This window comes from Bacteroides caecigallinarum, from assembly GCF_021531075.1.
Lineage (GTDB): Bacteria > Bacteroidota > Bacteroidia > Bacteroidales > Bacteroidaceae > Phocaeicola > Phocaeicola caecigallinarum_B.
This window is the reverse complement of sequence record NZ_JADYTJ010000015.1, coordinates 23,298-46,428: the sequence shown is the minus strand read 5'-3', so window position 1 is coordinate 46,428 and position 23,131 is coordinate 23,298. Positions and strand designations below refer to the sequence as shown.

Sequence of the window (23,131 nt, the reverse complement as noted above, 5' to 3'; positions counted from 1 at the left end):
GTTTTTGAGTTTGTAAGTTTTTTAGGTGACGAGTTGACAAGGTTCATTTTATTTCCAATTTGCACCTCAACGGATAATGATCCGAAGCATCTATCGAGTTATCCACACGGCAATCCAATATCCTATAAGCATCGCCCACCATGATATGATCTATTCTGAAATACAGAAAGTTCCTATTGTAAGTTATTCCCGGTCCGTTGCCCGCCTCAATATAAGCATCGTGCAGTTTCTCTGAGATTTTGTTGTGCACGTACGACACAGGAGTATCATTAAAATCGCCACAAACTATCATATACGGAGTATACTCCTTCTCTATATATTCCGAAATGACATCAGCCTGAGGTCCGCGTATAGCCATTGCTTCTGCCAGTTTTTTCAATAGATACTTGCTTCCGCTCTTCACCTTTTCCTCGTCGGGCGCCTTAAGCATATCCGTATAGACCTCCTTATCGTGAGCATCCAGTTTGTTGGATTCCAAATGATTCACTATAAGCGGAATATCCTTGTCCTTATACTCTACTCTGAAAGCTGCACTACCGTTAAAACTACTCTTAACCTTTATTTCCTCTATCAGTTTAACCGGATATTTGGAATAGCACGCCACAGTATTACCTTTATTCACCTTACACATTCTCATATAAGGGTAAACCTCAAGTAAGGAATTCTTTATCTGTTTATTATTCGGAGGGTATTCCTGAAGGCACACAATATCGGCCCCACTCTCTTTGATATATTCCAATATCTGATTTGTATAACTTCCGTCATCTGCCTTCTTTCGCTGCATCTGCATTACATTATACGTCAATAAATCCAGAGTTTCACCACCTTTGGAATTTTCTGCAGAAAGATTTATCGGACAATACGACATGAGCGAATTCCATCCCAAAAGAAAAAAAGCTATAGGAACAACAAGCATTTTCCACTTCGTAAATGCCCAAAACGCTACGAAACACAAGTTAAGAATAATAAATATAGGGATAAAAAGCCCTGCACACGCCCATATAGGATGCTGCACAGGAGAAATCATAGGACTATAGGCACATATCAGGAAACCTATACCTACAACAAGATTTATAATCAGGAAAATGAATTTGAATGTATATCTTATAAACTTCATCTTCTGCTGGCATCAAAAAGTTTCTTCTTCTCGTCTTCCGAAAGACTTCCATAACCGGACTTTCTCAATTTCTCAAGTATACGGTTTATCTCGTCCTCATCTGCCTTTTTGCGGGCATTATAGTCATACTGTTCCTGATGTTTGCCATAATGAACCTTCATTTTAGGTTTACGTTTCGGGAACTTGAATCCACGTATAAAAAAGTCCATAACAGCATTAATCCATTTTGTGGCATCAGTTCCTCTTGCCAACCCCATAGAAAACCAGAAACCTGCTGCCGCGCCACCCAGATGGGCAATATGTCCACCTGCATTGCTGGAAGTCATAAACAGCAAATCGAAAAGCACCATAAACAATGCCACATATTTCAGTCTGACAGTTCCTATGAACATAAACTGTACCGGAAACTCAGGTTCCCTGACAGCCGTTGCCACAACTATGGCAAGCACCGAAGCAGAGGCACCTACCATTACAGCATTCATCCTTGCCAGTTCGAAATAAGGGAATACGTTATAAGATATTATATATAGGATTCCTCCGCAAAGTCCTCCAAGTATATACAATCCTCTGAGATGTTTCGATGAGAAATAATTCAGAAAAAGATTTCCAAACCAGTATAGCCACAACATATTGAACAGAATATGCAACAATCCTCCATGCATAAACATATATGTTATTATCGTCCATGGCTGCACGATGAATGTAGGAATCCAGGCATGGAGGCTCAGAGCCTCTGCTATAGGATTATAAGGGACATTGAAAAGCATAAGGAATATGCTTATAAGCTCCACGAATACAAAGACGATACAATTTATAAATATCAGTCGTCCCACTATATTCCTTCCGAAGAAATTATTCCCCAAATCAGTAGTAAATCTGCCCGTTGCCATTTTTCTTCCTCCAATATAAAATAAGAATCAAACCGAACAACATACCTCCCAAGTGTGCAAAATGGGCTACATTATCGTTTGCCGACATTCCCATAAGAAGTTCTATTAACGCATAGAATATCACAAAAAACTTTGCTTTGATAGGAAAAGGGAGTGGGAAAACGAACATCTGGCTGTTAGGGAAAAGCATACCAAATGCAAGCAGAATACCATAAATAGCACCGGAAGCGCCTACAGTGCGCATCATATTAAGGTATTCTTCCATAGGAATAATGCCGAAACCTGTTTTTACACTATCGTAGTTTGAAAGCACTGTTTCGTATTGGATGAACTGAACAAGTTCCTGTATCAGTCCTGCTCCTATACCACATACCATATAGTAGATAAGGAATTTTTTAGGTCCCCAGACCTGCTCAAGCACACGCCCGAACATCCACAGGGCAAACATATTGAAGAAAATATGGGTAAATCCTGCGTGCATAAACATATATGTCACCAGCTGTCCTATATTAAAATCGGATGCCATAAAGAAATGCAAACTCAAAATCTTGTCTGCATCTATACCATATCTTTCTGCCACAATTGCGCCGAAGAAACACAGCACATTGATGATAAGCAGATTTTTCGTTATCGGTGGAATGTTGTTGTTCATATTCTAAACCTTTTATTTGTACCTCGCAAATTAAACCTTCTGTTTTTCCGGTGAACGGCTAATGAACGGCAAGTGAACATTAAACGAACGGTATCAGTAAGTGTTCATCAGGCGTTCAGTGAGCGTTCAGTGAAAAAACGCAATATGCTTCATCAGTATTTAAATACCGTTTAAATGTCATTTAAACGCCATTTAAATCAATGAGAAACTTAAAAAATTACTTGCAAAAGTAACATTATATTCCTTTATAATGAAAAGTGTTAGAGTTTTTTACATATTTGGGCAGAAATGCTTTCTGCGGAAAGCGTTTTTATGCAGAATCTGCTTTTTACAGAAAGCAATATATTATAGTGTGCAGTCAAAAAATCTATTTCTCATATTGCACTCACCGTAATAAACTATACCCCGAAATTACCAGGTACAGCCACATACACCGGATGGTTCTTATATCCGATATTCTCCAGCCTGCCATCACTCAGGAAGCGGTTGATGTACTGGTTTGCCATATAGCGCGTCATGGAACAAAGGTCCTGCATTTGTATGCGAGTGATTGTCCTATGAGTCTTGAAATATTCCGTCATTCTGCTTATGATATCCTGCTCGGATATATCATCAGAATGATTACCTATCGACTTCACTCTCCTGCAAAGAGTATCGCGTACCGTATCTGTCAGTTTCTTGTCTGGATTGATATTCACAGATTTAAGCACAATATCCGGACCGGTTTCCTGACCTGTACACACTCCTGATGATGGAGCAAGACTTATATCGAACTGACACAGTCCGTCAAGGCGTACAATCTTACCCTGACGCAACTGGAAGGCGATTTCATCCTGAAAGGCTACAATCACCGCATGAATATCTGTCGGTGTGAGTGTACACTTTCTGCTGATATTCCTCACTATCCCATCCGTATCGACAGTCTGCCTGTTACAGATTCTAATGTGATATTTTGATTTTTGAAACTCGGAACTCTTTCCCGGATTCTCGTAGAAGTCATATTCGATTGCATCCATGGCCTATGATTTTTAATTGTATGATTTGAAACGTCCATTCTCATTCCTCTGCTGACAGCTGTCAGCTGTGCTACTGACACGTGTCAGCAAATCTACCGACACGTGTCGGCAATTCGACCGACAACTGTCGGCAGAGGACAACACCTATGCATCAGGCAGCAAGTCTTAGAGCATAGGTAGTATTCACAAAGGTAATGAAAATCAGTCTGTTTTTCTAAATAGGAGGTCCAAGTCACCCATCTGCAACTTTTGTTAAGTTTTTTTCAAGAAAGACAACATTCATAACCCATAGCATCTGCTTAAATAATTAAAGGAAGTAATTCCAATATAAACAATCCCCCATTCCACTGCACTGTGAAAGATATGAAAGTGGGCGGAATGTATAAAGCCGAATAGTGAAGCAACATTTAGAGTGTAAAACAGATTTATTGCTTCACACAATCCCTCAACACCAGAAGACTTTCCGGCCCCATATTGAAGAGCAAATCCACAATGCTTAAATCCGGCAGGAATCCGTGACGGGAGTCAAATACCTGATAGTACGGAAGCGGACGGCAGAATGAATTTGAATCTTCTGCAGATTTCTTCGGATGTATAGCCTCACGCAGGTCGATGATACCTTCACCGTCATCCATATACTCCGTTGTAGGAACAAGTTCGGGTTGAATGTCAATCTGCTCGCACAGCCACTGTGTCAGCTCCATATTGAAATCGTAAAGGAACTCATATTTCCTGTCGAAGAAGGCATTGAACTCGTCGGCATAATAATCGAAGAAAGGACTTTGCTTGTATGCAGCCACAAACGCATTGCGGTGCACATGACGCCAGTTGCCATGTTCCGACACCCTGATATCCTTCATGGCACACTTGCCTTCCGCCGATTTCTCCACAGGTATGGTCAGAGCAAGAGGACCGTCAGCCGAAGCTATCACACACCTGTTGCGGTATGTCTGTTTCATGTAATGGTCATATCTTTCAATATAAGCTTTCCTGCATGAATACAATGCTGCAAAATATGAAACCGGAGCCAGATATGCCGACCCAAGGATAATATCTTTACTTTCCATCTTCTGTGTTTACTGAATTTTTTTCATGAACCGCCCCTTCTTCGAAGGATACCATATTCTCAAAGCCTTGCCTATAATATGATTTTCCGGCACAAAACCGAACAGTCGCGAATCGTTAATGTTTACAGGATCATTGGACACCATCCAAAAGTAATCCTGCGAGAATGTATATTCTTTCACCGGCTTGCCGTCAACGTACACCGTATCACCCTTCAGAAAAGCATCACGTTTCTCATGAAAAGTTATCATATTACCTATCAAAGCTGCATTCCACGGATATATCTTTACCGGAGTCCCTTTCTGCGGAACCACGAAAGGAGATGCCTTGTAGCTATTTTTCGGGTAAAGGGGTACAAGCCTTAGCATTCTGTCAAGCCTTTGGGTGATGAGATAATGCTCATAATAGCTGAAACTCCTTATGTAATTGCCCTCCGGGGTATATCCTGCCAATTGATTGCCTGTTATTCCCAAAGAACGAAGCACACTGTCCATTGCCTCTTCCTTGTCGGACGGATAAGAGTACAGAGCCTTGGCATCCGGACTAAACACATCAGTTTCCTCTGCCATAAGCTGGCTGTTGAGCATCAGAGTATCACCCGGTGTTCCTATGCACCTGCTGATATACAGTTCCCTTCTGTCCACCGACAATGACGTATCAGCTGGCATCGGATTATTGAAAACCACTATATCACCCTGTCTGACGTCGGAAGGAAGCAACCTTTTATAGCCGAACACCGACTGCAGAGGCACACGCCAGCCGTAACTCCATTTGCCCACCAGGACTCCTTCTCCTCTGTAAAGTGTATTCTCCATGCCTGAAGAAGGTATAAAACATGATGTGACAAACAGGGTTCTGACTATAATCACCACCAACACGGCTATGACTATGACTCTGATATATGTCAGCCAGGGTTTCATTTTAAGTTTATCAGGTAACAAGTTGACTAGTTTTTTTAGGTACTAGTTGACCAGATACTAATTGACTAGGTTCCCTAGTATCTAGTTCCTGGTATCTAGAACCTTGTTCCCTTGTAACTGAAGCCTCGTCAACTGAAATAAAAACTTACTTTATATTATCCACGAATTTAAATAGTCTGTTCCAACGTATTTTTCCATCAAACCATCCTCTATCCTTGTCGAGCGACAACCAGATGAAGATAGGCTTACCCACGATATGGTCCTCAGGAACAAATCCCCAGAAACGTGAATCGGCAGAGTTATGACGGTTGTCTCCCATCATCCAGTAATAATCCATACGGAAAGTATATTTGTTTGTTTCCTCACCGTTGATATAGATTTTGCCATCCTTCACTTCCAGCTCGTTACCTTCGTAAACATGTATCGGGCGTTCATATATAGGAAGATTGTCTATTGTCAGTTCTATGGTCTCACCTTTCTTAGGGATCCATACTGGTCCGTAGTTGTCTGTAGTCCATCCGGTGAATTTGTTTACAGGATACAATCCTCCCGCATCATCACCCGGAACATCTGTTATTGACTTCACAAGGTCCTTGCGTGCAAGCAGGGCAGCCTTGGCTTTCTCCGTAAGCGGGATGTTATATACAGACTCCTGCGGATAGTAAGCCATAAGGTCTTCCTGACTTATTCCAAGTTCCTTGCACAGCTCGTCAGGAAGCTGGCGTGTAGTCTGTACGAAATACCTGTATTGCACATTGTCAGGCTCCTTGTTTGCCTTGCCGTCAAGATAAATAATCTTGTTCTTGATTTCAAGAGTCTGCCCCGGAAGTCCCACACAGCGTTTCACGTAATTCTCGCGTCTGTCTACAGGACGGCTCACTACTTCACCGAACATAGACTTGTTTTCATCAATATATCTTCGGCCTACAGCATAATAATAGTCATACACATCGCGCTGCTGCAGCGGAGTGAGTGTAGACATGTCGATAGGCTTGGAAAGTTCCTTTCCTGCCTGATAGCTTATGCGGTAGATGTCCTCTGCCGGCAAGGCTGTAGCCACAGTGTCTCCTGCCGGGAAGTTGAACACCACGATATCATTAAGCTGCACATGACCGAGAGCCTCCACTCGCTTATAGTCCCATTTAGGCCATTCCAGATACGACTTGCAATTGAACACCGGAAGAGTATGCTGAGTGAGCGGCATATGAAGCGGAGTCTGCGGGATTCTTGCTCCATAGCTCATCTTGCTTACGAACAGATAATCGCCTACAAGCAACGATTTCTCTAGCGAAGAAGAAGGAATAACGTAGTTCTGGAAGAAATACAGATTTACGAAATATACTGCAACCAATGCGAACACGATGGCATCCACCCAGCTCATCACAGTTACGACAAGAGGATTTTTAGATTTCTTCCACCATGTCCAAGGTATTTTCTTGGTTATATAAACATCGAAGATAAACGGTATGGCAATTATGCCAAGCCAGCTTTTCAGCCAGATTATAAATGCCAGATAAAGAACCATTGCTATGGCAAACTTTATCCATTGTTTGCGTGATGCCTGTATCATTTTGAGTTTTTAAGTTTTTAAGTTTTTTAGATACTAGTTGACTAGATACTAGTTGACTAGGTCTCCTAGTATCTAGTCCCTAGTATCTAGTATCTGATTTCTGAAGCCTTGTCAACTGAAAATTAAAAATTAAACAAATCATTCATACCTAAGAATCCTGTATGCTCTGCTGTATATTCAGCTGCAAGCACAGCACCAAGAGCGAATCCTTTACGGTTCTTCGCATCGTGAGTAATGATGATAGAATCGGCTTCCGATTCGTATGTTATTGTGTGAATACCCGGTACCTCATCGCGACGGATTGCGCTCACAGGCATTTCGTTTGCAGCACATTCAGTTGTACCGGTCACTGTTCCGTCCGGTGCAGTAAGTGTTCCCATCACCCATTTGTCCTTGCGGTCAAGATTCTCCAGGATACCTTCTGCCAAAGTAATGGCAGTACCACTTGGAGCATCAAGCTTGTGAATGTGATGAGTCTCTACCATTGAGACATCATATCCCGGGAAATTATTCATTATGCGGGCCAGATACTTATTTACAGCAGAGAATATAGCCACACCAAGACTGAAGTTTGACGACCAGAACAGAGTTGCACCTTCTTCGGCACACAAGCGGCGCATTTCGTCGCCATGCTCACTCATCCAGCCTGTACTACCGGAAACAACCTTTACACCATTCCTGAATGCCGACAAGCAGTTGTTGTAAGCCACAGAAGGAGCTGTAAACTCTATCGCCACATCAGCCGAGCGGAACGCTTCCGACTCGAAATCCTGAGTATTGTTTATATCTATGATGCTTACTATCTCATGTCCACGCGAAAGGGCAATCTTTTCTATCTCTTTGCCCATCTTTCCATATCCGATTAATGCTATCTTCATATTTTTCGATTTATTTTCCCCACAAAGATAATGCTTTTCATTATAAATCATTACATTTAGGCAATATTTACTCTTAATCAGAATGGAACAACTATTACATTACGTATGGAAACACAAACTTTTCCCGCTTAAGCCATTACGTACTACAGACGGTATGGAAGTTGAAGTTATCGACCCGGGACTGTGGAATAACAACGCAGGTCCGGACTTCTTCAATGCCAAAATCAAGATAGGCGGAATGCTATGGGTGGGAAACATAGAGATACACATTAAAGCTTCCGACTGGAAATTACATCACCATGACACTAATTCCGATTACGACAATGTAATCCTCCACATAGCATCCGATATAGACTACGAGCCATGTAGACCGAACGGCGAAAAGATTCCACAGATGAAGTTACACTACCCCTCATATCTAGTGGACAGCTACAACGAACTTATACGCACCTCACACTATCCTGCATGCTACAGGATAATTCCGTCGCTATCCAAAGTCTTGTTGCACAGTTGGCTGAACACACTCCAGATAGAGCGTTTCGAGGAAAAGACAGAACGCATAACGAGACTGATGGGAAAATACAACAACAATTGGGAAGACGTATTCTTCATCACCCTGGCACGCAACTTCGGTTTCGGAACCAACAGCGAAGCCTTCGAACTGTGGGCACAGACCATTCCGTTAAGGGCTGTAGACAAGCATCGTGACAGTCTGTTCCAGATAGAAGCCATCTTCTTCGGACAGTCAGGTCTGCTTGATGCGGCATACGACGAGTATACAGACAAATTGCTGAAAGAGTACACATATCTGAAACACAAGTTCGGTTTCACCACCTCGGACAGCTGCCGCTGGAAACTGCTGCGCATGCGTCCCGGTAACTTTCCTCATGTAAGGATAGCACAATTGGCTAAACTGTATCACACATCGCAAGGACTGCTGTCAAAGATTCTCGAGGCTGAAACAATAGAACAACTTAGACCGATGCTGGAAACAGATACCTCGGAATACTGGATTACGCACTACACCTTTGGCGAAGTATCCACTCCCCTAAAAAAGAAGCTCAGCACATCATCCGTCAATCTTCTGATTATCAACACCGTGATACCGTTCCTCTATGCCTACGGAAAGCACAGAGGAATAAACCGTCTTACGGCACGTGCCTCAGAAATGCTGGAGACACTGAAACCGGAAAACAACTTCATCACACGAATGTGGAAGGAATGCGGACTTGAAGCAGCACACGCAGGCGACAGTCAGGCCCTGATACAGCTTAAAAAGAATTATTGCGACCCGAAGAAATGCCTGTACTGCCGCATCGGATTTGAATATTTGAAGAAAAGTTGAAAAGGTTTCAGGAATCAGATACTAGATACTAGGGACTAGGGGCTAGATACTAGGGACTAGATACTAGGAGACCTAGTCAACTAGTATCTAAAAAGGACCTTGTCAACTTGTTTACTTGTTACCTAACTCCCTCCACTTCATTCAGATAGACCGACAGCTTATTTGCCTTGTGAATGGCTTTTCTTTTCTTCTTGTCGAGTTCAGGAAGCCAGTATTCCCACATGGATTTCATCTTTAGAAGAAGCTGTGCATCGCCACCCTCGATTGTTTCCGAATATCTTTGATACATCAGAGAGTGCATACGGCGTACCTTGGCATACAGTTCGTCCTGCTTAAGTTCCAAACCGGATTTATATCCAGCAGCCAAAGCTCCGTCGGCAAGCAGTCCGCGACCTATCATCACACCATATAAATCGGGAAACTTCTCAACAACCCTGTTTATATCTGCCACACTACACAAATCGCCATTATACACCAACGGCTTGCGACATCCATTATAGAACTCTGCAAAAGCCTCCATATCCACCTCACCCTTATACTGCTGCTTGCCGATACGAGGGTGAAGAGTAACCATTTTCACCTCCGATGCATTTATAGCAGGCAAAATCTCCTTCCATTCATCGCCAGACACCTGTCCCAGCCTCATCTTCACGCTGAAACTCACACCGTCAGCCGCATAAGCATTGATGCACTCCATAAGCGCAGCCACCTTCTCAGGATATTGCAATATGCCGCTACCCTTCCCCCTGTTCGCTATCAGCGGGAAAGGACACCCCATATTAAGGTCAATCTCTTTATATCCTAAAGAAACGATAAAATCCGCCAAAGCCTTCATCTCATCAGGCTCGGAAGCCATAATCTGAGGTATCAACTTTATGCCACGATTATTCTCAGGCAACACCTCGCGCCTGTCCTTATTGCGCAATCCGCCCTTTTCATATCTTATGAAAGGAGTGAAATATGCATCCACTCCGCCAAACACTTCATTATGTGCCACACGCCATGCAGCCTCCGTAAAACCCTGCAACGGAGCTGCAAAAATCTTAAATTCCTTATCCATAGATGCAAAAATATGAAGAATATTCCTTGCAACGATAGATATAAGAGGATTTTTCCGTAAGTTTGTAATTATAGATTAAGAAACTAGAAACTAGGAACCAGATACTAGGAAGCCTAGTCAACTAGTAACTCGTCAACTAGTAACTAATTTTAAAACTCAAAATGAAATACATCTTCGAACTGCAAATGAAGGTACGCGACTATGAATGCGACCTGCAAGGCATAGTAAATAATGCCAACTACCAGCACTACATCGAGCACACCCGTCACGAATTCCTCTCATCCCTGGGAGTAAGTTTCGCACGCCTTCACGACGAAGGCATAGACCCCGTAGTGGCAAGACTGAACATGGCTTTCAAGACACCGCTGAAGAGTGGCGACGAATTCGTTTCAAAGCTATACATCAAGAAGGAAGGCATAAAATACGTGTTCTATCAGGACATCTTCCGTCTGCCGGACATGAAGCCTGTCATCAAAGCCACAGTAGAAACCGTATGCGTGATAAACGGTCGTCTGGGCGACAGCGAAGTATTCAACACCATCTTCTCACCATATTTCAGCGAATAACACCACCATGAACGAAGAACTGCTTTACACAATGGCACTCACACGCCTGCCCGGACTCGGTCTGATAGGTGCACACCGTCTTATGGAAGCTGCCGGTTCTGCAACAACAATATTCAGCAATGCCAAAAACCTCAAAGACATTGTGCCGGACGTATCACAGAAAGTAATCGATGCAATCATAAATTGCGACGTGCTGCACCTGTGTGAAGCAGAAATGCGTTTTGCAGAGAAAAACAATATACGCTGTCTCACACTGAACGATGAGGACTATCCGTCCCGCCTGCGCGAATGCGATGATGCCCCACTTCTGCTATTCTACAGAGGTACAGCCAATCTGAACAGCCTGCATATAATCAACATGGTAGGAACACGCCATGCCACAGAATACGGCAAGGACATCTGCCAACGGTTTATCAACGAATTGCATGAGATAATGCCCGACGTCCTGATAGTAAGCGGACTGGCATACGGCATCGACATAAACGCGCACCGTGCAGCACTTCAGTATGGCATGGATACAGTGGGCGTACTGGCGCACGGCCTGGACAGAATCTATCCGGCAGTACACCGACGCACGGCAGCCGAGATGCTCAATCATGGCGGACTGCTGACAGAATACCCAAGCGGAACAAACCCCGACAGACAGAACTTCATAAAGCGCAACAGGATAGTAGCCGGAATGAGCGATGCCACGATAGTAGTGGAATCGGCCGCAAAAGGCGGCGCACTGATTACAGCCGACATAGCCGAAAGTTATAACCGCGACTGCTTTGCATTCCCTGGTCGTATAGGCGATGAATTCTCTATAGGCTGCAATGCCCTTATCCGCAGCAACAGAGCAACCCTACTGCAAAGCGCAGAGGAACTGGTAAAAGCCATGAACTGGGATTACACCCCTACATCCGGTCCGCGCGAAGGCATACAGCGCCAACTGTTCCCCGACCTCACTCCGGAGGAAGAACTCGTAATGTCGGAATTGGGAAAGAATCCTGATGGACTTCAGATAAATACTATTGTTGTCAACACCAATATCCCTATAAACAAGATGACAGGTATACTGTTCGAGATGGAGATGAAAGGAATGGTCCGTGCTTTGGCAGGTGGGGTTTATAAGATAGTATGAGGAAGTTAAAAACCTCCTCATAAGTATCACAAAGAATTTATCTCGTCTACACTAAGACCGGTATTCTTTGATATTATATCAACAGGTATGCCGGATTCTTTAAAATTTCGCGCTATCTCAAGACGTTCCTTTGTGCGACCTTGTTCAACACCCTGCTCAAGACCCTGCTGAAGACCCTGCTGAAGACCTCTTCTCAGCCCCTCATCCAAAGCATCAGACAACAGAGTCTTTTCAACCCTCACAGCATCCCAGAAGTCATCATAACCCTGAAGCTGAGCCTCATTGAAGGCACCCTGTTCCAGCTGGTCCACAGCCTTCTTTATCTCCGGAACGTCCATCAGGTCCTGAGGCACATTATAAGTCTTTTCCCCTATCTCAGTAAGATAGCGCAGCCAGAGCACATGCATCTTCTTCTCGCTGAAAGTCTGAGGTTTAAACTTCGGGAGCTCCACAAAAACGAAACGCAAACCCTCTATCACCTTCTCCGTATGCTCCATGTGCACTATCCTGTAGTCATGATAGTATCCCTCCACATATGGAAGAAACACATCGTTCACCAGATTAAACGAATAAACCGGCTGCAGGAGCTTATAGTCGCTGCCATCGCCAAGCTGCCTGACGTATGCCTTCGAAGCATTGAACAGGACACGGCTCATGAATGCAGGCGACCATATCATCTGCATCTCAACTATAAATATGCGTCCTGCCGCATCCTTGCAGCGCACATCCACTATGCTGTTCTTCTTCAGTGGAGTTTCCGGAACAAGCTCTGCCGGAAGATACTCCACGCTCACTATCTTCTCGTCATCCCTCTCGAAAGGGAGAAGAGCGTTGAGAAGACTTGTCACAAGATCGGGGTGCTCACCGAACACCTTCTTGAATGTCAAATCGGCTTTTGGGTCAAGGTATTTCATATCAATGTGCCTGTTTTCATTATATCACAATACAAAGGATTATTGTTATCCTCAATCAAAAGAACAGGTTCTATAAGATTACTTATTTTCCTTCTTAATTTCCATAAGATAGGAGTGTCTTCAAAATAATTGTCACTTAATTTTTCTACCACTACAGCTATATCTATGTCACTATTTTCGTGATAAGTACCTTTACTATACGAGCCGTATATATAGAGAGCCTTAAGGGGCAATTTTTCTGCCACCAGTTTTTTGTATCTTCTTGCAATTTCTATAGCCTGCTCTTTATCCATAATTGTAATTCTTTGGTTTGTTTCAATAAATCCACACAATATTCTTTCGTAAGACTTCTGAATAAACGTTCCTTGTATGAAGGATAACGCGCTTCGATATTTAAAGGTTCAAGACAATCAATAAAATCCAACTGTTCTTCAGACATAATCTTGTCAAGTTCTGTTTTCTCTGCCAGTCTGGATAAAGAATGTATTTTCAATGGAGGCTCCAACAAATGCGCTGTCCAATAAGCCTTTAAGATCTTTTCTATTACCTGATGACACATAAAGCCGACATACAGATATCTACCTGTTACCAACATTGCATCAGCCGTATCCATATCATAATCAGACATCTCAACCCAATAAATAACCTTATTTTCCATATTTACTGCACTTTTTACGCTATTTCGCAAAGATAAATGAAATTAGTTTGATTTACAAGCAAAGCATTAAGAAGACTTGTCACAAGGTCAGGGTGCTCACCGAGCACCTTCTTGAATGTCAAATCGGCTTTTGAATCAAGGTATTTCATAATGACAAAATGCTGTTTTTACAAAAGTAGTGCAAAATGGCTGAAATACAAAAAACATGAAAAGAATCTCCTACAGACAATGAAATAACTTAAGTTTCTGATTTACCACAGAAATCATCTAAACAGCATCTAAACACTGTTTAAAAACCACAAGTGTATGGAAAGTGGGATGCAAATAGGCAGAAATACTTATCGTTTGACACGTGTCAAACGATTATCCGACATCTGTCAAACGATTGTCCGACACGTATCAAATGATTATTTGACAGCTGTCAAACGACAGAAATATCTAAGCTTTTATACGCATAGTTATGATTGTCTGATTTATTTCTGTGAAACAGAAATAAGCAAAGCCTTAATTATGACTAAATTAAAGGATGAATTCTAAATCCGAAACTTGGGTTAAATAAATTTACTTTCTGAATGAGAATTAACATCATTTTCAATTATTGAGTCAACAATATAATGCATAAACATTCATTATTATTTTTTACGTACTGCACGAACATATTTTTTTGCATCTCTGACTGTAAAAAATGAAGCATCAACAGGGTCAGACCACCATCCACCATCATAAATTCTTACTAAAGTTTCTTCTATATCACCATTGATTGCGCTTTTTGATACATTTCTATATTCGTAAGTTTTACCTTCTCCTATATATTCTCTTGTATATCTATCCCATAACCAACTACCTATTGCAGGGATATAAGCCCACCAAGGTTTTGAACTAGTCAGACTTTCTTTTGTCGGCACACTAGAACTCCAATACGGTCTACCAATCATTGATACAGGTTCCCATGAAGCTGAAATTTCTGAATTTGTCAATGGCTTTAATTCATCAATCGGAGGAAGATACCATTTTGCTTCCTCCTCAATCACATTTCCAGAAGCATCTCGTTTGTTTTTATAATAACAATATCGTGCTGCATAATCATTGTATAATGAGCCATTAGTGAAACTTCCAGGATTTCCACTCATTGTTACAATAGTTTTAGTATTGTTCAAACCGTCTGAAGTAGAATAAGCACCTATCTCCGTACCATGCCATCCCCACTGTAATCCCTGAGCACTTGGTAACTCATCAGAACTTGGGTCTAAATCCATACCATACTCCTCATAACTTTCCACATACAGTCCATTTACCTCTATAAGCCCTGCTTGTGTATATGTATAATAACGATGTACTGATTCCTGTTCTATACCACTATCATCCGATGGTGGAGTATGAGTAATTTTTAACACAACAGAACGTGGTGATGTAGTGTTATTCTCTCTTGCATAGATATATAATCTTAGATGTTCAAGATCGGATGACATATTGAACTTTTTTGAAGTACTTTCGTTTTTGTCTATATCTATATTATAAGTGTTCAATTCAGACAATGCAATCCAATCTTTTGTAGTAATAGGAGTGCGATCAATTTGGGCATCTTCCATTGTATTATAAAATTGCAATTTCAGTTCACCTGTAGAAGCTGTTATTTCTATATATCGTTTATCATAATGAGCATCCATTTTTTCACTGGCACGTGCAGTTATTTGCAAAGCATAGTCCTTATGCACCCGTGAATCAAAGGCATTGACATCCACAGTAACATCATCATGAGTCACTCCGTTGATATTTATATTATACACGTAATTATGATTACGTTCGATATTATAATCGTTATAGTTATTCGCTCCAAGAGCTATCTTATACGTAAACGATGTTAAATTCAAAGTCGTTTTGTTACGTATCACTCCTATAATAATAAGGAAAGAAGCATTATCCGGAGCATATAAAGTCTTGAAATTTGGATTAATTCCACTTGCTCCACTACCGTCAGTCATGGTTTTAATTCCAGCAGGATAGCTATCTGAATCTCCATAAAGATTATTTATATTAGGAGTTTCCAAACGACCTCCCCTACGATTTTCATACATATAAAAACCAAATGATTTTTTTTCAGCTGGTAACTCATCAAGCCAATGACCTACTTGCTTAGTTACAAGATCCTTTTCAGTAGTATTTCCAGGATAATACAGTTCAAAAGATCCTCCCGATGGTTTCACTGTCAAGTCATCGCCCTGTGATATCACATACGTATATCTTGGCAAACTTTCTACAGACCAGTTATTAAAATAAAACTCCAAATCAGAGCTTGTATTTATTGTGAAAGACACTTTTGCCAAAATACGTTCCATTGTAATAGCCACAGGACTACCTACAGAGGTTGGGACAGTCATATCCACTGTAGCACTTCCTGTCATCGGAAGGCAGTCACGCAACTTTTTCTCTTGCAAAACAAGGTATCCGTACATTTCATTCATATCATCGATGTTAGCTACTTTTGAGAAATCAAACGAACCACCTGATACTCCTGTCTGCTTACCGACATTTGCCACGACCCAAACAGTACAGTTCTTATAGTTATCACCTGTCTGTTTAGGTATTCCCAAAGCCTGACTTGTCTTATACGATTCCTTTTGACTATATCCGTCATATATCTGCTGATTATAAAAACAATTGCCACCAGCATCAAATACCAAAACACGGACAGTATATATCACTTTTTCTATATCTGTGGCTGCAGCACGCGTAACTTCTATATTTTCTGCATCCGGAAGACTAATTCCCAAATACACCATATCGCCATCTGTTACACCGGCTACATCATCAATTCCTTCATAATTACATGAAGTGAACAACGATGTTCCCATAATAATAAGTGCCCAATAAACGAAAATATCTTTAAGTCTCATAACCTATATTTTTTATTCAAAATCAATATTCTCATTTCCTAAGTTTCCATCTTCCCAGTCTCCCACATTCAATACTACTGTGACATTATACCTGCTTATTGTTACAGTGTATGTAATATAATCACCGGGGTTCCATTTCGTTATAGAAGCATTATATAATGGAATTTCTATTTCGTTTTCAATATATCTATATCCCGGATCCGTCTCCGGTTTATCATTCTTAAGAACATATCTTATTTTCATATTCTGCCCCTTTTCCTGGATTGTCTGAGGAATAAAATACATATCATACTCCTCCGGAGTTATATCTACTGAAACATTCTGTCCGCCACTCGCTGTTATATCAGTATGATTCACAAGCGTTCCACCTGTACCAGAGAAAGAGAATACCTGAAACGATGTATTATCTACAGTCCATTCCGGGATTGGTGATTGTGTATTCAGGGACAATGTCATATTTCCTTTAGTAAATGCTCCAAAATTCAAGAAAAGGATATCTACTTTGTAACCGGCTGGTATATCATCTGCCAGTTTCACAGCAAGATTTACTCGTGTTAGAGCATGCTTAAACATAAGGTCTACAGGTCCCTGATTTACTGTTGCATTAACACTATTATATGCTGTCATAAGATCCGTAACTTCCGAAAGTTCCTCAAAGCTACGAGGACATTGAAAGTCAGAAACCTTCAATGTTTGACCTGAATCTTCAGATGTAGCTTTACCTGAAGGATAAACTGCATAAAAATTGAAAGTCTTACCAGGAACCCAATATCTGGTTCCTCCCTCGTATGTCCAACCGTCTGATGTTTTGCTCACTTCCGTTCCATCGAACAAGCTCACATTCTCATAGCCGCCCCACACGGAAAACGAGGACAGGTCGTCTGCTGTATTCACGGCAGCGCGACTAACGGATGTCCCGAATTGTATTGGAGTGTGCGATGTTTCCGGCTCACTGACAGTGCTTACGCATGATGTCATAACCACACCACCCAATATTCCGAATATTATACGTAGGATTACTTTCATTCTTAGTCGTTTTTATAAGTTGTTTGCTAGATTGTGGCTATGAGGGGAACATTCAACCCCTCATAACCTATAGTAGTTAGACTTTCTATAATATTAATTAGCCGGCCAATTCTGGTCATTTGATTCAGTCCAAGTACCAACTTCAGTAGTAAATGTTATTTCATTTACTTCATCTGTTACATCATCAGGATTTATTGTCGCAATATAATTATAAACATATCCTTCTGTCCATTTATCAGCTGTACCTTTTCCATCAACCGTTGCTGGTGTATATTTTAATGGAACATTAAAAGTTTTTGTCTTATCCAATGCACCACCATCAGTGACATTAACCGATATTGTTGCTTCTAAAGAAGCATTAGCTTGAGGAATTAAATACATTACTGTTTCAAATGGAGCCCCAGATGTTGCCGCAAAATCAGTTAAACCAGTAACTGTATAAATATATTCTCCATCAGCACTACCAGTCCAATCTCCAATTGTACCGTTTGTATAATCACAGCTACCTGTTTTTATAGCATTACTAATTTTCAGAGAATTTACTTTCATAGTATAGTTATCACTAGCATCAGTTTTAAATGTAAACTTCACCTTAGAAAGCATATGTTTAAAACTTAGCTGGACTTCACCTTGACTAGATGGATTTACACTTCTAATTGTACTATTCGAAGCTACTACTAAATCATTTTCTCCTGCTTCATAATTAGTAAAAGAAAGTTTTGTCGTTGCAGCATCAAAAGTAACTTTATTATCTGCCAAAACATCATTCCCATTAGAATAAGCACAGAAACTATAGTCTGCTCCTGATTGCCAATAAGCTTGCTTCTCTGGCGTCCAATTAGAGTTATTAGTACCATTAACTGTTACATTCTGATATACAGGTGTCCAATTTGAATTGTCAGTCGTATATGAACCATATACGGCAAACTTACTGAAACTTGCTTGTACAACTTCACCTGCTTTAGTAGCCTTTCCCACGAATGCATCAAACCCAATTGCCCTGTTCTCGTTTACATTGAGAACTTCATTCTGAGTACAGCTTGCAAATGCCAAAGCTGCTACTCCACAAAATAATAGATTTCTCTTCATAATTTTTAATATTAAATGTTATACAAATTTTTATTTCACATTATCATTTATCAACCTATTGGTAGCGGAATCTCTATTTCATCCCCCCAGTCGTCTACGTCGGGGTCGAATCCTCCGGAACCTTGCTGTCCGTCCTCATCGCTTATCTCAATGTCCGTCACTTGGAGGATTCCTCCGCGTGGTTGTGCTTTCACCTCATCTGTTACATCGAACTCGAAATCAAGTTTCTTTCCGTTCTTTAACTGTACTTCCAGCGTGAGGGTGTAACGTTTATCGCTCTGGTCTGTTGTATATCCTTCGGTAACGGAGTAATCGGGTACACCGAACGACTGTATTGTGGCTGTACAACCCAAATCGTCTACCTTGCAGTCAAACAATATAGTAGAGGCTGTTCCGTCTGTATGCCCGTCCTGCAGATATACTTTCTCTGCCATTCCCGCTAATGCTCCTTGTGCCCGCAGCAGATATTTCTGACCGGACTTGAAGCGGTAACGCACCAGATATTTGAATGTAAGCGGATGCATCGTTATCGGAATATCTATCGGTTCCAGCGTTTTCTCGGCTACATACTCCTCTATATATTCACTATAGAGAATGTCAGGCGGTGTAATGGTTCGTTCGCCTTCGTGCAAGGCTTTGAAACCGCTGCGTGTACGTGTTCTCGTAGTTGCCGAAGCTGTTCCGGAGGAGTTAAGTTGGTCGAACACGATATACTCCGTATCGTTATTATAGAACAGTATAGAGTGTGTACCTTCCGACATCTGTACCCTGCCGCCTTCAGTGCCAATATTGTATTCTACAGCCTTATCGCCGGTATAGACTACAGCCCTGATTCCTTCTGCCGGATCCGGACGAAACTCATCGTATTCTCTAGGCCATGCAGGATTCCATTCGGTACTCCAATCCTTAAATCCGGCTACCTCCCATTCACACATCCATGATGCGACGGCATTGAATTTCACCGTCAGCGAATGTTCTTCATGATTATAGCATAATTCTTTCCTGCATCCCGACAACAATGATACGGCGAAGAGGCATAATAATAATATTCTGTCCGGGCGTATCATCTTGCACCTCCTTTCATTGATTTGAAATACTTGTTTAAATCAAATACCAAAGCAAACTTAAGGCGTAGCGGACCGAAAAAGTTTGTACGCGTGGTCTGCATATATGCAAAGTGTCCGTCCTGCGGAAAATATTCCTCGTATTTGGCACTCATGAAACCCATTCCGACTCCTGCCTCAAATCCCAGCAATTTATTGATTGGAAATGAATATGAATAGCTTGCTCCTGCCATCCAGAGTTCACCCTGATAGCCTGTCTTTTTATACTGCAGGTCATACCAACCGGCTCCACCGAACAATCCTACTGTGTGATAATGTCCCGGTCTGCGTGCATCTATTCTGTAACGCACCTCGGGGATAAGTGTGGCAATCTGATAATACCAAGGTTTCTTGACGTTGTGCCACCATGCTATAGAAGTTTCCACTCCGGCCGACCAGCGGTCGTTTATCACATATTCTATTTCCAACGATGGGGCAAGCATTGCATCGTATATAAGATTTGATTTAAGGATAATAGGGAGTTTAATCCATGAAGGACGTTCCTCGTCTACAGATTCCATCCTCTGAGGAACAACCCATGCTACCGGCAGTTCTGACGGCATAATATCGGCAGGGATTCCGTATACTGGAATACTGCTATCCGAAACCAGCGGTTCGAATTTTGGCTCTTCTCTTTTCGGCTCATATCCGGGAAGATATTCTATACCCACCACAGCCACTATATCCTTCTGGCCTTTGTATGCCTCTACATGATTGCGGGTCTTATAGAATTGCTCTTTCATCCAGTAGTTGGTGATAAAATACGATTTAACCTGGTTACTGCGATTCTTGGCAGCATATCTGTTTGCCGCATATGAAGGGAATGAGGTACAGTATCCATGTATCACAACCACAGCCTTACCTGCTTCTATATCTTCTTTATGATTGTTTATCAAGTCCAACGAACGGAACAGAGACTCCCTGAAACCAAGTCTCTTTGAATCGTAGAACATCAAGTCGTTTGGGATAAATCTGAAAACAATCATGGAATCTGAAGAAACTTTTCCATCACCCATAGCAAATGCAGTTATATTATAGAAGAGTATAAACAACAGCAATAAGACCGGGTGTTTCCTGAAAAAAAATTTCATGACTATTACTTATTACAGCTTATTACCTAAAAACATCTCAAGGTTCTTCTACCTTTTTTCAGTGCAAATTTAATAAAGCTAAAACAAAACTGTAATATTTACAAATTCCCGATTAGTCAAAATGTGTTTTCAGTTTGTCATATATAATATGGAAAGTCAATCCACTCTATCACAAGTTGTTAAAGAGTAGATTGACTTTTTGGGAATATCAAAATATTTTTTGGGGAATCAATAGTTACAACTGCTCCCTAAAAGCTTTTGGACTTAAACCGAATTTTTCTTTGAACAGCCTATAGAAAGTAGTAGAGCTAGGAAGAGCACTTGCATCGCCTATCTCCTGTATTGACATTTCCGGGTAATTCTTGAAAAGATAAATGGAATGCTCAAGACGCATATCATTAAGATATGAATTAAGATTTCCACCACAGGTATACTCTTTGATTATAGCTGCAAAACGGTTTCTGTCTACCCCCATTATACGGGCAAAATCATCCCTTTGCAACTGATATTTCAGATAAAGGTGCTCTTCTCTTACCTTTTCATCAAACCTCAGGAATATCTTATAGTCAGGATCTGATTCTGTATCATCCTCCGAGTTTACACCATCAGCACTACTGCGGGCATCACTCAGCTCGACTAGCAATGACGAAATCTTCTTATTTTTCTTATTAAGTGTCCTACGTTCGTATAGCAGCCATAACAGCAACACCAGCATTATAAGTATCAATGCTATAAACAGAACTATAAGCTTCTGCCGGCTTTCCAACTCATGCTGAGCCTTATGCAAATCCAATTTATATTGCAAAAGCTCTGTAGTATCTGCTCTATTTAACACCAACTGACGGTTTATATCCAGACGATGCCTTTCCTTTATCTCGGATAACTTACTCAATGCTTTATAGGCAGATTCATACATCCCTTCTCCCTGATATGCTCTTGCACTTTGAAGCAGGGCTCTTTGATAAACCACTGATATTGCATCATCCAAATCTACACCAAGGAAAAAACGTTTGTTGTTTTCTATCACATCCCGATATTTACCTATCTCCAACAGATAATCGTTGATATCTAGTAATCCTAAATTTGTTTTCGAAAAATCTGTCGTAAGAAATTTTTCATAGTATTCGTTTGCTACTATGTAACGCCCTTGCTTATGTGCCAGGAATGCCACTTTACTATAAAAATCGGCTTCCTGCTTGTCGACGAGCATATGTGATTCCCCTTCCTCACGAAGTAGCTTCAACAAAGAGCCTCTCTTCAAAGCCACATTCCACGCTTCATCCAGCATGTTGTCCGAGATATATGCTTCACACAAGAAACCTTTAATTTGAGATATTCTCAATCGGGAACCTGAGTCAGAATTTTTACTCAAAATTCTAATGGCTTTATCAAAATACTCATAGCTTTTCTTCAGATTATCCACTTTCCTGTAAAGCAATCCCTCCATAAATAACATATTGGCTATAAGGTTAGAGTCCGAACGATTATATGCATATTGCAAACCGTTGGAAACAATCTTGCAAGCATCTTCTATTCTATACGAGAATATTGCATTCTCGCCAAGAAGAATCAAAGTACGGTCGAATACTGCCGTATCTTTCCTTATATCTTCATCCTTGAAAGCAGACAATGCATATTCGTACGCCACACTAAACCTGGACAATGAATAATATGCATAACTACGAAGATATTGAATCTTATAATCGGATTCCAACTTATTCTTATCCAGGCTGTCAAGTCTTTGCAACAATTTCTCTGGCATTACATTTATATCACGAAGCTGTAATATTCCTGAAACTTCGCTTATAGCCCATATCGAAGAGGATAAGAGCATAAATATTATAGAAATAATCAGTTTCATATTTACCGCTAAAAATCTTTCTTGTTCTTACGAAACAAATATTATAATAGTTGATTTAATACCATTTGTTTCGTAAGAACAAATATATTGAAAGTCCATTTACCCCCCCCCCACGTATTAACCATCGTTAACACTGAAACGAGCATTTTAACTATCACATTAGTAGATAAGTAAAAAGCGATTATTAATTATGAAACAGAACACTAACTGTATAAATAAAAAAGGGGACAACGCCTTGTCCCCGTACCTTGTTAACCTTAAATCTAATACTATGAAAAAAATCACATGACAAA

General features: G+C 41.0%; 21 protein-coding genes and 1 pseudogene. 3 read left to right on the top strand and 19 right to left on the bottom strand.

Going from position 1 to position 23,131, the window contains the following annotated elements; translation table 11 throughout:
- Nucleotides 1-43: 43 nt before the first annotated feature.
- The 8 genes from I6E11_RS06050 to dapB form a co-directional block, all read right to left on the bottom strand.
- Nucleotides 44-1,117 carry an endonuclease/exonuclease/phosphatase family protein gene (locus tag I6E11_RS06050; protein WP_235337030.1) on the bottom strand — a complete coding sequence of 358 codons (1,074 nt, stop codon included), beginning with the start codon at nucleotides 1,115-1,117 and terminating at the stop codon, nucleotides 44-46.
- Nucleotides 1,114-2,007 (bottom strand): rhomboid family protein, encoded by an 894-nt coding sequence (locus I6E11_RS06045; protein ID WP_235337028.1) that lies wholly within the window; start codon nucleotides 2,005-2,007, stop codon nucleotides 1,114-1,116. Before I6E11_RS06045 ends, I6E11_RS06050 begins: the two co-directional genes overlap by 4 nt.
- On the bottom strand, nucleotides 1,982-2,659 hold the full coding sequence (locus tag I6E11_RS06040) for a rhomboid family intramembrane serine protease (protein WP_235337025.1): 678 nt from the start codon (nucleotides 2,657-2,659) through the stop codon (nucleotides 1,982-1,984). Before I6E11_RS06040 ends, I6E11_RS06045 begins: the two co-directional genes overlap by 26 nt.
- 398 nt (nucleotides 2,660-3,057) lie before the next feature.
- Nucleotides 3,058-3,675: an HU family DNA-binding protein gene (locus I6E11_RS06035; protein ID WP_235337022.1), complete on the bottom strand. Its 618-nt coding sequence runs from the start codon at nucleotides 3,673-3,675 to the stop codon at nucleotides 3,058-3,060.
- Between the two features lie 425 nt (nucleotides 3,676-4,100).
- A complete protein-coding gene (locus I6E11_RS06030) occupies nucleotides 4,101-4,742 on the bottom strand; it encodes a WbqC family protein (protein WP_235337020.1) in 642 nt (213 codons plus the stop codon).
- 9 nt (nucleotides 4,743-4,751) lie between these two features.
- Nucleotides 4,752-5,660, bottom strand: a complete 909-nt coding sequence (lepB, locus tag I6E11_RS06025) for a signal peptidase I (protein ID WP_235337018.1) — start codon at nucleotides 5,658-5,660, stop codon at nucleotides 4,752-4,754.
- A gap of 145 nt (nucleotides 5,661-5,805) precedes the next feature.
- Entirely contained in the window at nucleotides 5,806-7,230 is a 1,425-nt protein-coding gene (gene lepB / locus I6E11_RS06020) for a signal peptidase I (protein WP_235337015.1), read from the bottom strand.
- Between the two features lie 122 nt (nucleotides 7,231-7,352).
- Nucleotides 7,353-8,108 carry a 4-hydroxy-tetrahydrodipicolinate reductase gene (gene dapB, locus I6E11_RS06015; RefSeq protein ID WP_235337013.1) on the bottom strand — a complete coding sequence of 252 codons (756 nt, stop codon included), beginning with the start codon at nucleotides 8,106-8,108 and terminating at the stop codon, nucleotides 7,353-7,355.
- Nucleotides 8,109-8,190: 82 nt separating this feature from the next.
- Here dapB and I6E11_RS06010 point away from each other — a divergent pair, with 82 nt between their 5' ends.
- Nucleotides 8,191-9,453, top strand: coding sequence for a DUF2851 family protein (locus I6E11_RS06010; protein ID WP_235337012.1), 1,263 nt, complete (start codon nucleotides 8,191-8,193; stop codon nucleotides 9,451-9,453).
- A 118-nt stretch (nucleotides 9,454-9,571) separates the two neighbouring features.
- Here I6E11_RS06010 and I6E11_RS06005 read toward each other — a convergent pair whose 3' ends face one another.
- Nucleotides 9,572-10,513 (bottom strand): tRNA-dihydrouridine synthase family protein, encoded by a 942-nt coding sequence (locus I6E11_RS06005; protein ID WP_235337011.1) that lies wholly within the window; start codon nucleotides 10,511-10,513, stop codon nucleotides 9,572-9,574.
- A 161-nt stretch (nucleotides 10,514-10,674) separates the two neighbouring features.
- On the opposite strand from I6E11_RS06005, the gene I6E11_RS06000 reads away from it, so the two are divergent.
- Together I6E11_RS06000 and dprA are read left to right on the top strand one after the other, a co-directional pair.
- Entirely contained in the window at nucleotides 10,675-11,079 is a 405-nt protein-coding gene (locus tag I6E11_RS06000) for an acyl-CoA thioesterase (protein WP_235337010.1), read from the top strand.
- Nucleotides 11,080-11,086: 7 nt separating this feature from the next.
- A complete protein-coding gene (dprA, locus tag I6E11_RS05995) occupies nucleotides 11,087-12,202 on the top strand; it encodes a DNA-processing protein DprA (protein ID WP_235337009.1) in 1,116 nt (371 codons plus the stop codon).
- Nucleotides 12,203-12,228: 26 nt separating this feature from the next.
- Here the strand turns inward: dprA and I6E11_RS05990 are convergent, their stop codons facing one another.
- The 10 genes and pseudogenes from I6E11_RS05990 to I6E11_RS05950 all read right to left on the bottom strand — a co-directional run bounded on the left by I6E11_RS05990 (nucleotide 12,229) and on the right by I6E11_RS05950 (nucleotide 22,838).
- On the bottom strand, nucleotides 12,229-13,116 hold the full coding sequence (locus I6E11_RS05990; RefSeq protein ID WP_235337008.1) for an Rpn family recombination-promoting nuclease/putative transposase: 888 nt from the start codon (nucleotides 13,114-13,116) through the stop codon (nucleotides 12,229-12,231).
- Nucleotides 13,113-13,409: a nucleotidyltransferase domain-containing protein gene (locus I6E11_RS05985; RefSeq protein WP_235337007.1), complete on the bottom strand. Its 297-nt coding sequence runs from the start codon at nucleotides 13,407-13,409 to the stop codon at nucleotides 13,113-13,115. The genes I6E11_RS05990 and I6E11_RS05985 overlap by 4 nt, the downstream gene beginning before the upstream one ends.
- Nucleotides 13,388-13,774 (bottom strand): HEPN domain-containing protein, encoded by a 387-nt coding sequence (locus I6E11_RS05980; protein WP_235337005.1) that lies wholly within the window; start codon nucleotides 13,772-13,774, stop codon nucleotides 13,388-13,390. The genes I6E11_RS05985 and I6E11_RS05980 overlap by 22 nt, the downstream gene beginning before the upstream one ends.
- Before the next feature lie 56 nt (nucleotides 13,775-13,830).
- Nucleotides 13,831-13,923, bottom strand: a pseudogene (locus tag I6E11_RS15045) (Rpn family recombination-promoting nuclease/putative transposase); the annotation flags it as partial.
- Nucleotides 13,924-14,406: 483 nt separating this feature from the next.
- Complete coding sequence (locus I6E11_RS05975; protein WP_235337003.1) at nucleotides 14,407-16,668, bottom strand: DUF4906 domain-containing protein; 2,262 nt, start codon at nucleotides 16,666-16,668, stop codon at nucleotides 14,407-14,409.
- A 12-nt stretch (nucleotides 16,669-16,680) separates the two neighbouring features.
- Nucleotides 16,681-17,694, bottom strand: coding sequence for a fimbrillin family protein (locus tag I6E11_RS05970; protein ID WP_235337000.1), 1,014 nt, complete (start codon nucleotides 17,692-17,694; stop codon nucleotides 16,681-16,683).
- A gap of 93 nt (nucleotides 17,695-17,787) precedes the next feature.
- Nucleotides 17,788-18,783 (bottom strand): fimbrillin family protein, encoded by a 996-nt coding sequence (locus tag I6E11_RS05965; RefSeq protein ID WP_235336998.1) that lies wholly within the window; start codon nucleotides 18,781-18,783, stop codon nucleotides 17,788-17,790.
- 50 nt (nucleotides 18,784-18,833) lie between these two features.
- Nucleotides 18,834-19,850, bottom strand: a complete 1,017-nt coding sequence (locus tag I6E11_RS05960; RefSeq protein ID WP_235336995.1) for a DUF5119 domain-containing protein — start codon at nucleotides 19,848-19,850, stop codon at nucleotides 18,834-18,836.
- Nucleotides 19,847-20,977 carry a DUF3575 domain-containing protein gene (locus I6E11_RS05955; RefSeq protein ID WP_235336992.1) on the bottom strand — a complete coding sequence of 377 codons (1,131 nt, stop codon included), beginning with the start codon at nucleotides 20,975-20,977 and terminating at the stop codon, nucleotides 19,847-19,849. Before I6E11_RS05955 ends, I6E11_RS05960 begins: the two co-directional genes overlap by 4 nt.
- Nucleotides 20,978-21,212: 235 nt before the next feature.
- Nucleotides 21,213-22,838 (bottom strand): helix-turn-helix domain-containing protein, encoded by a 1,626-nt coding sequence (locus I6E11_RS05950; protein ID WP_235336990.1) that lies wholly within the window; start codon nucleotides 22,836-22,838, stop codon nucleotides 21,213-21,215.
- Nucleotides 22,839-23,131 lie beyond the last annotated feature (293 nt).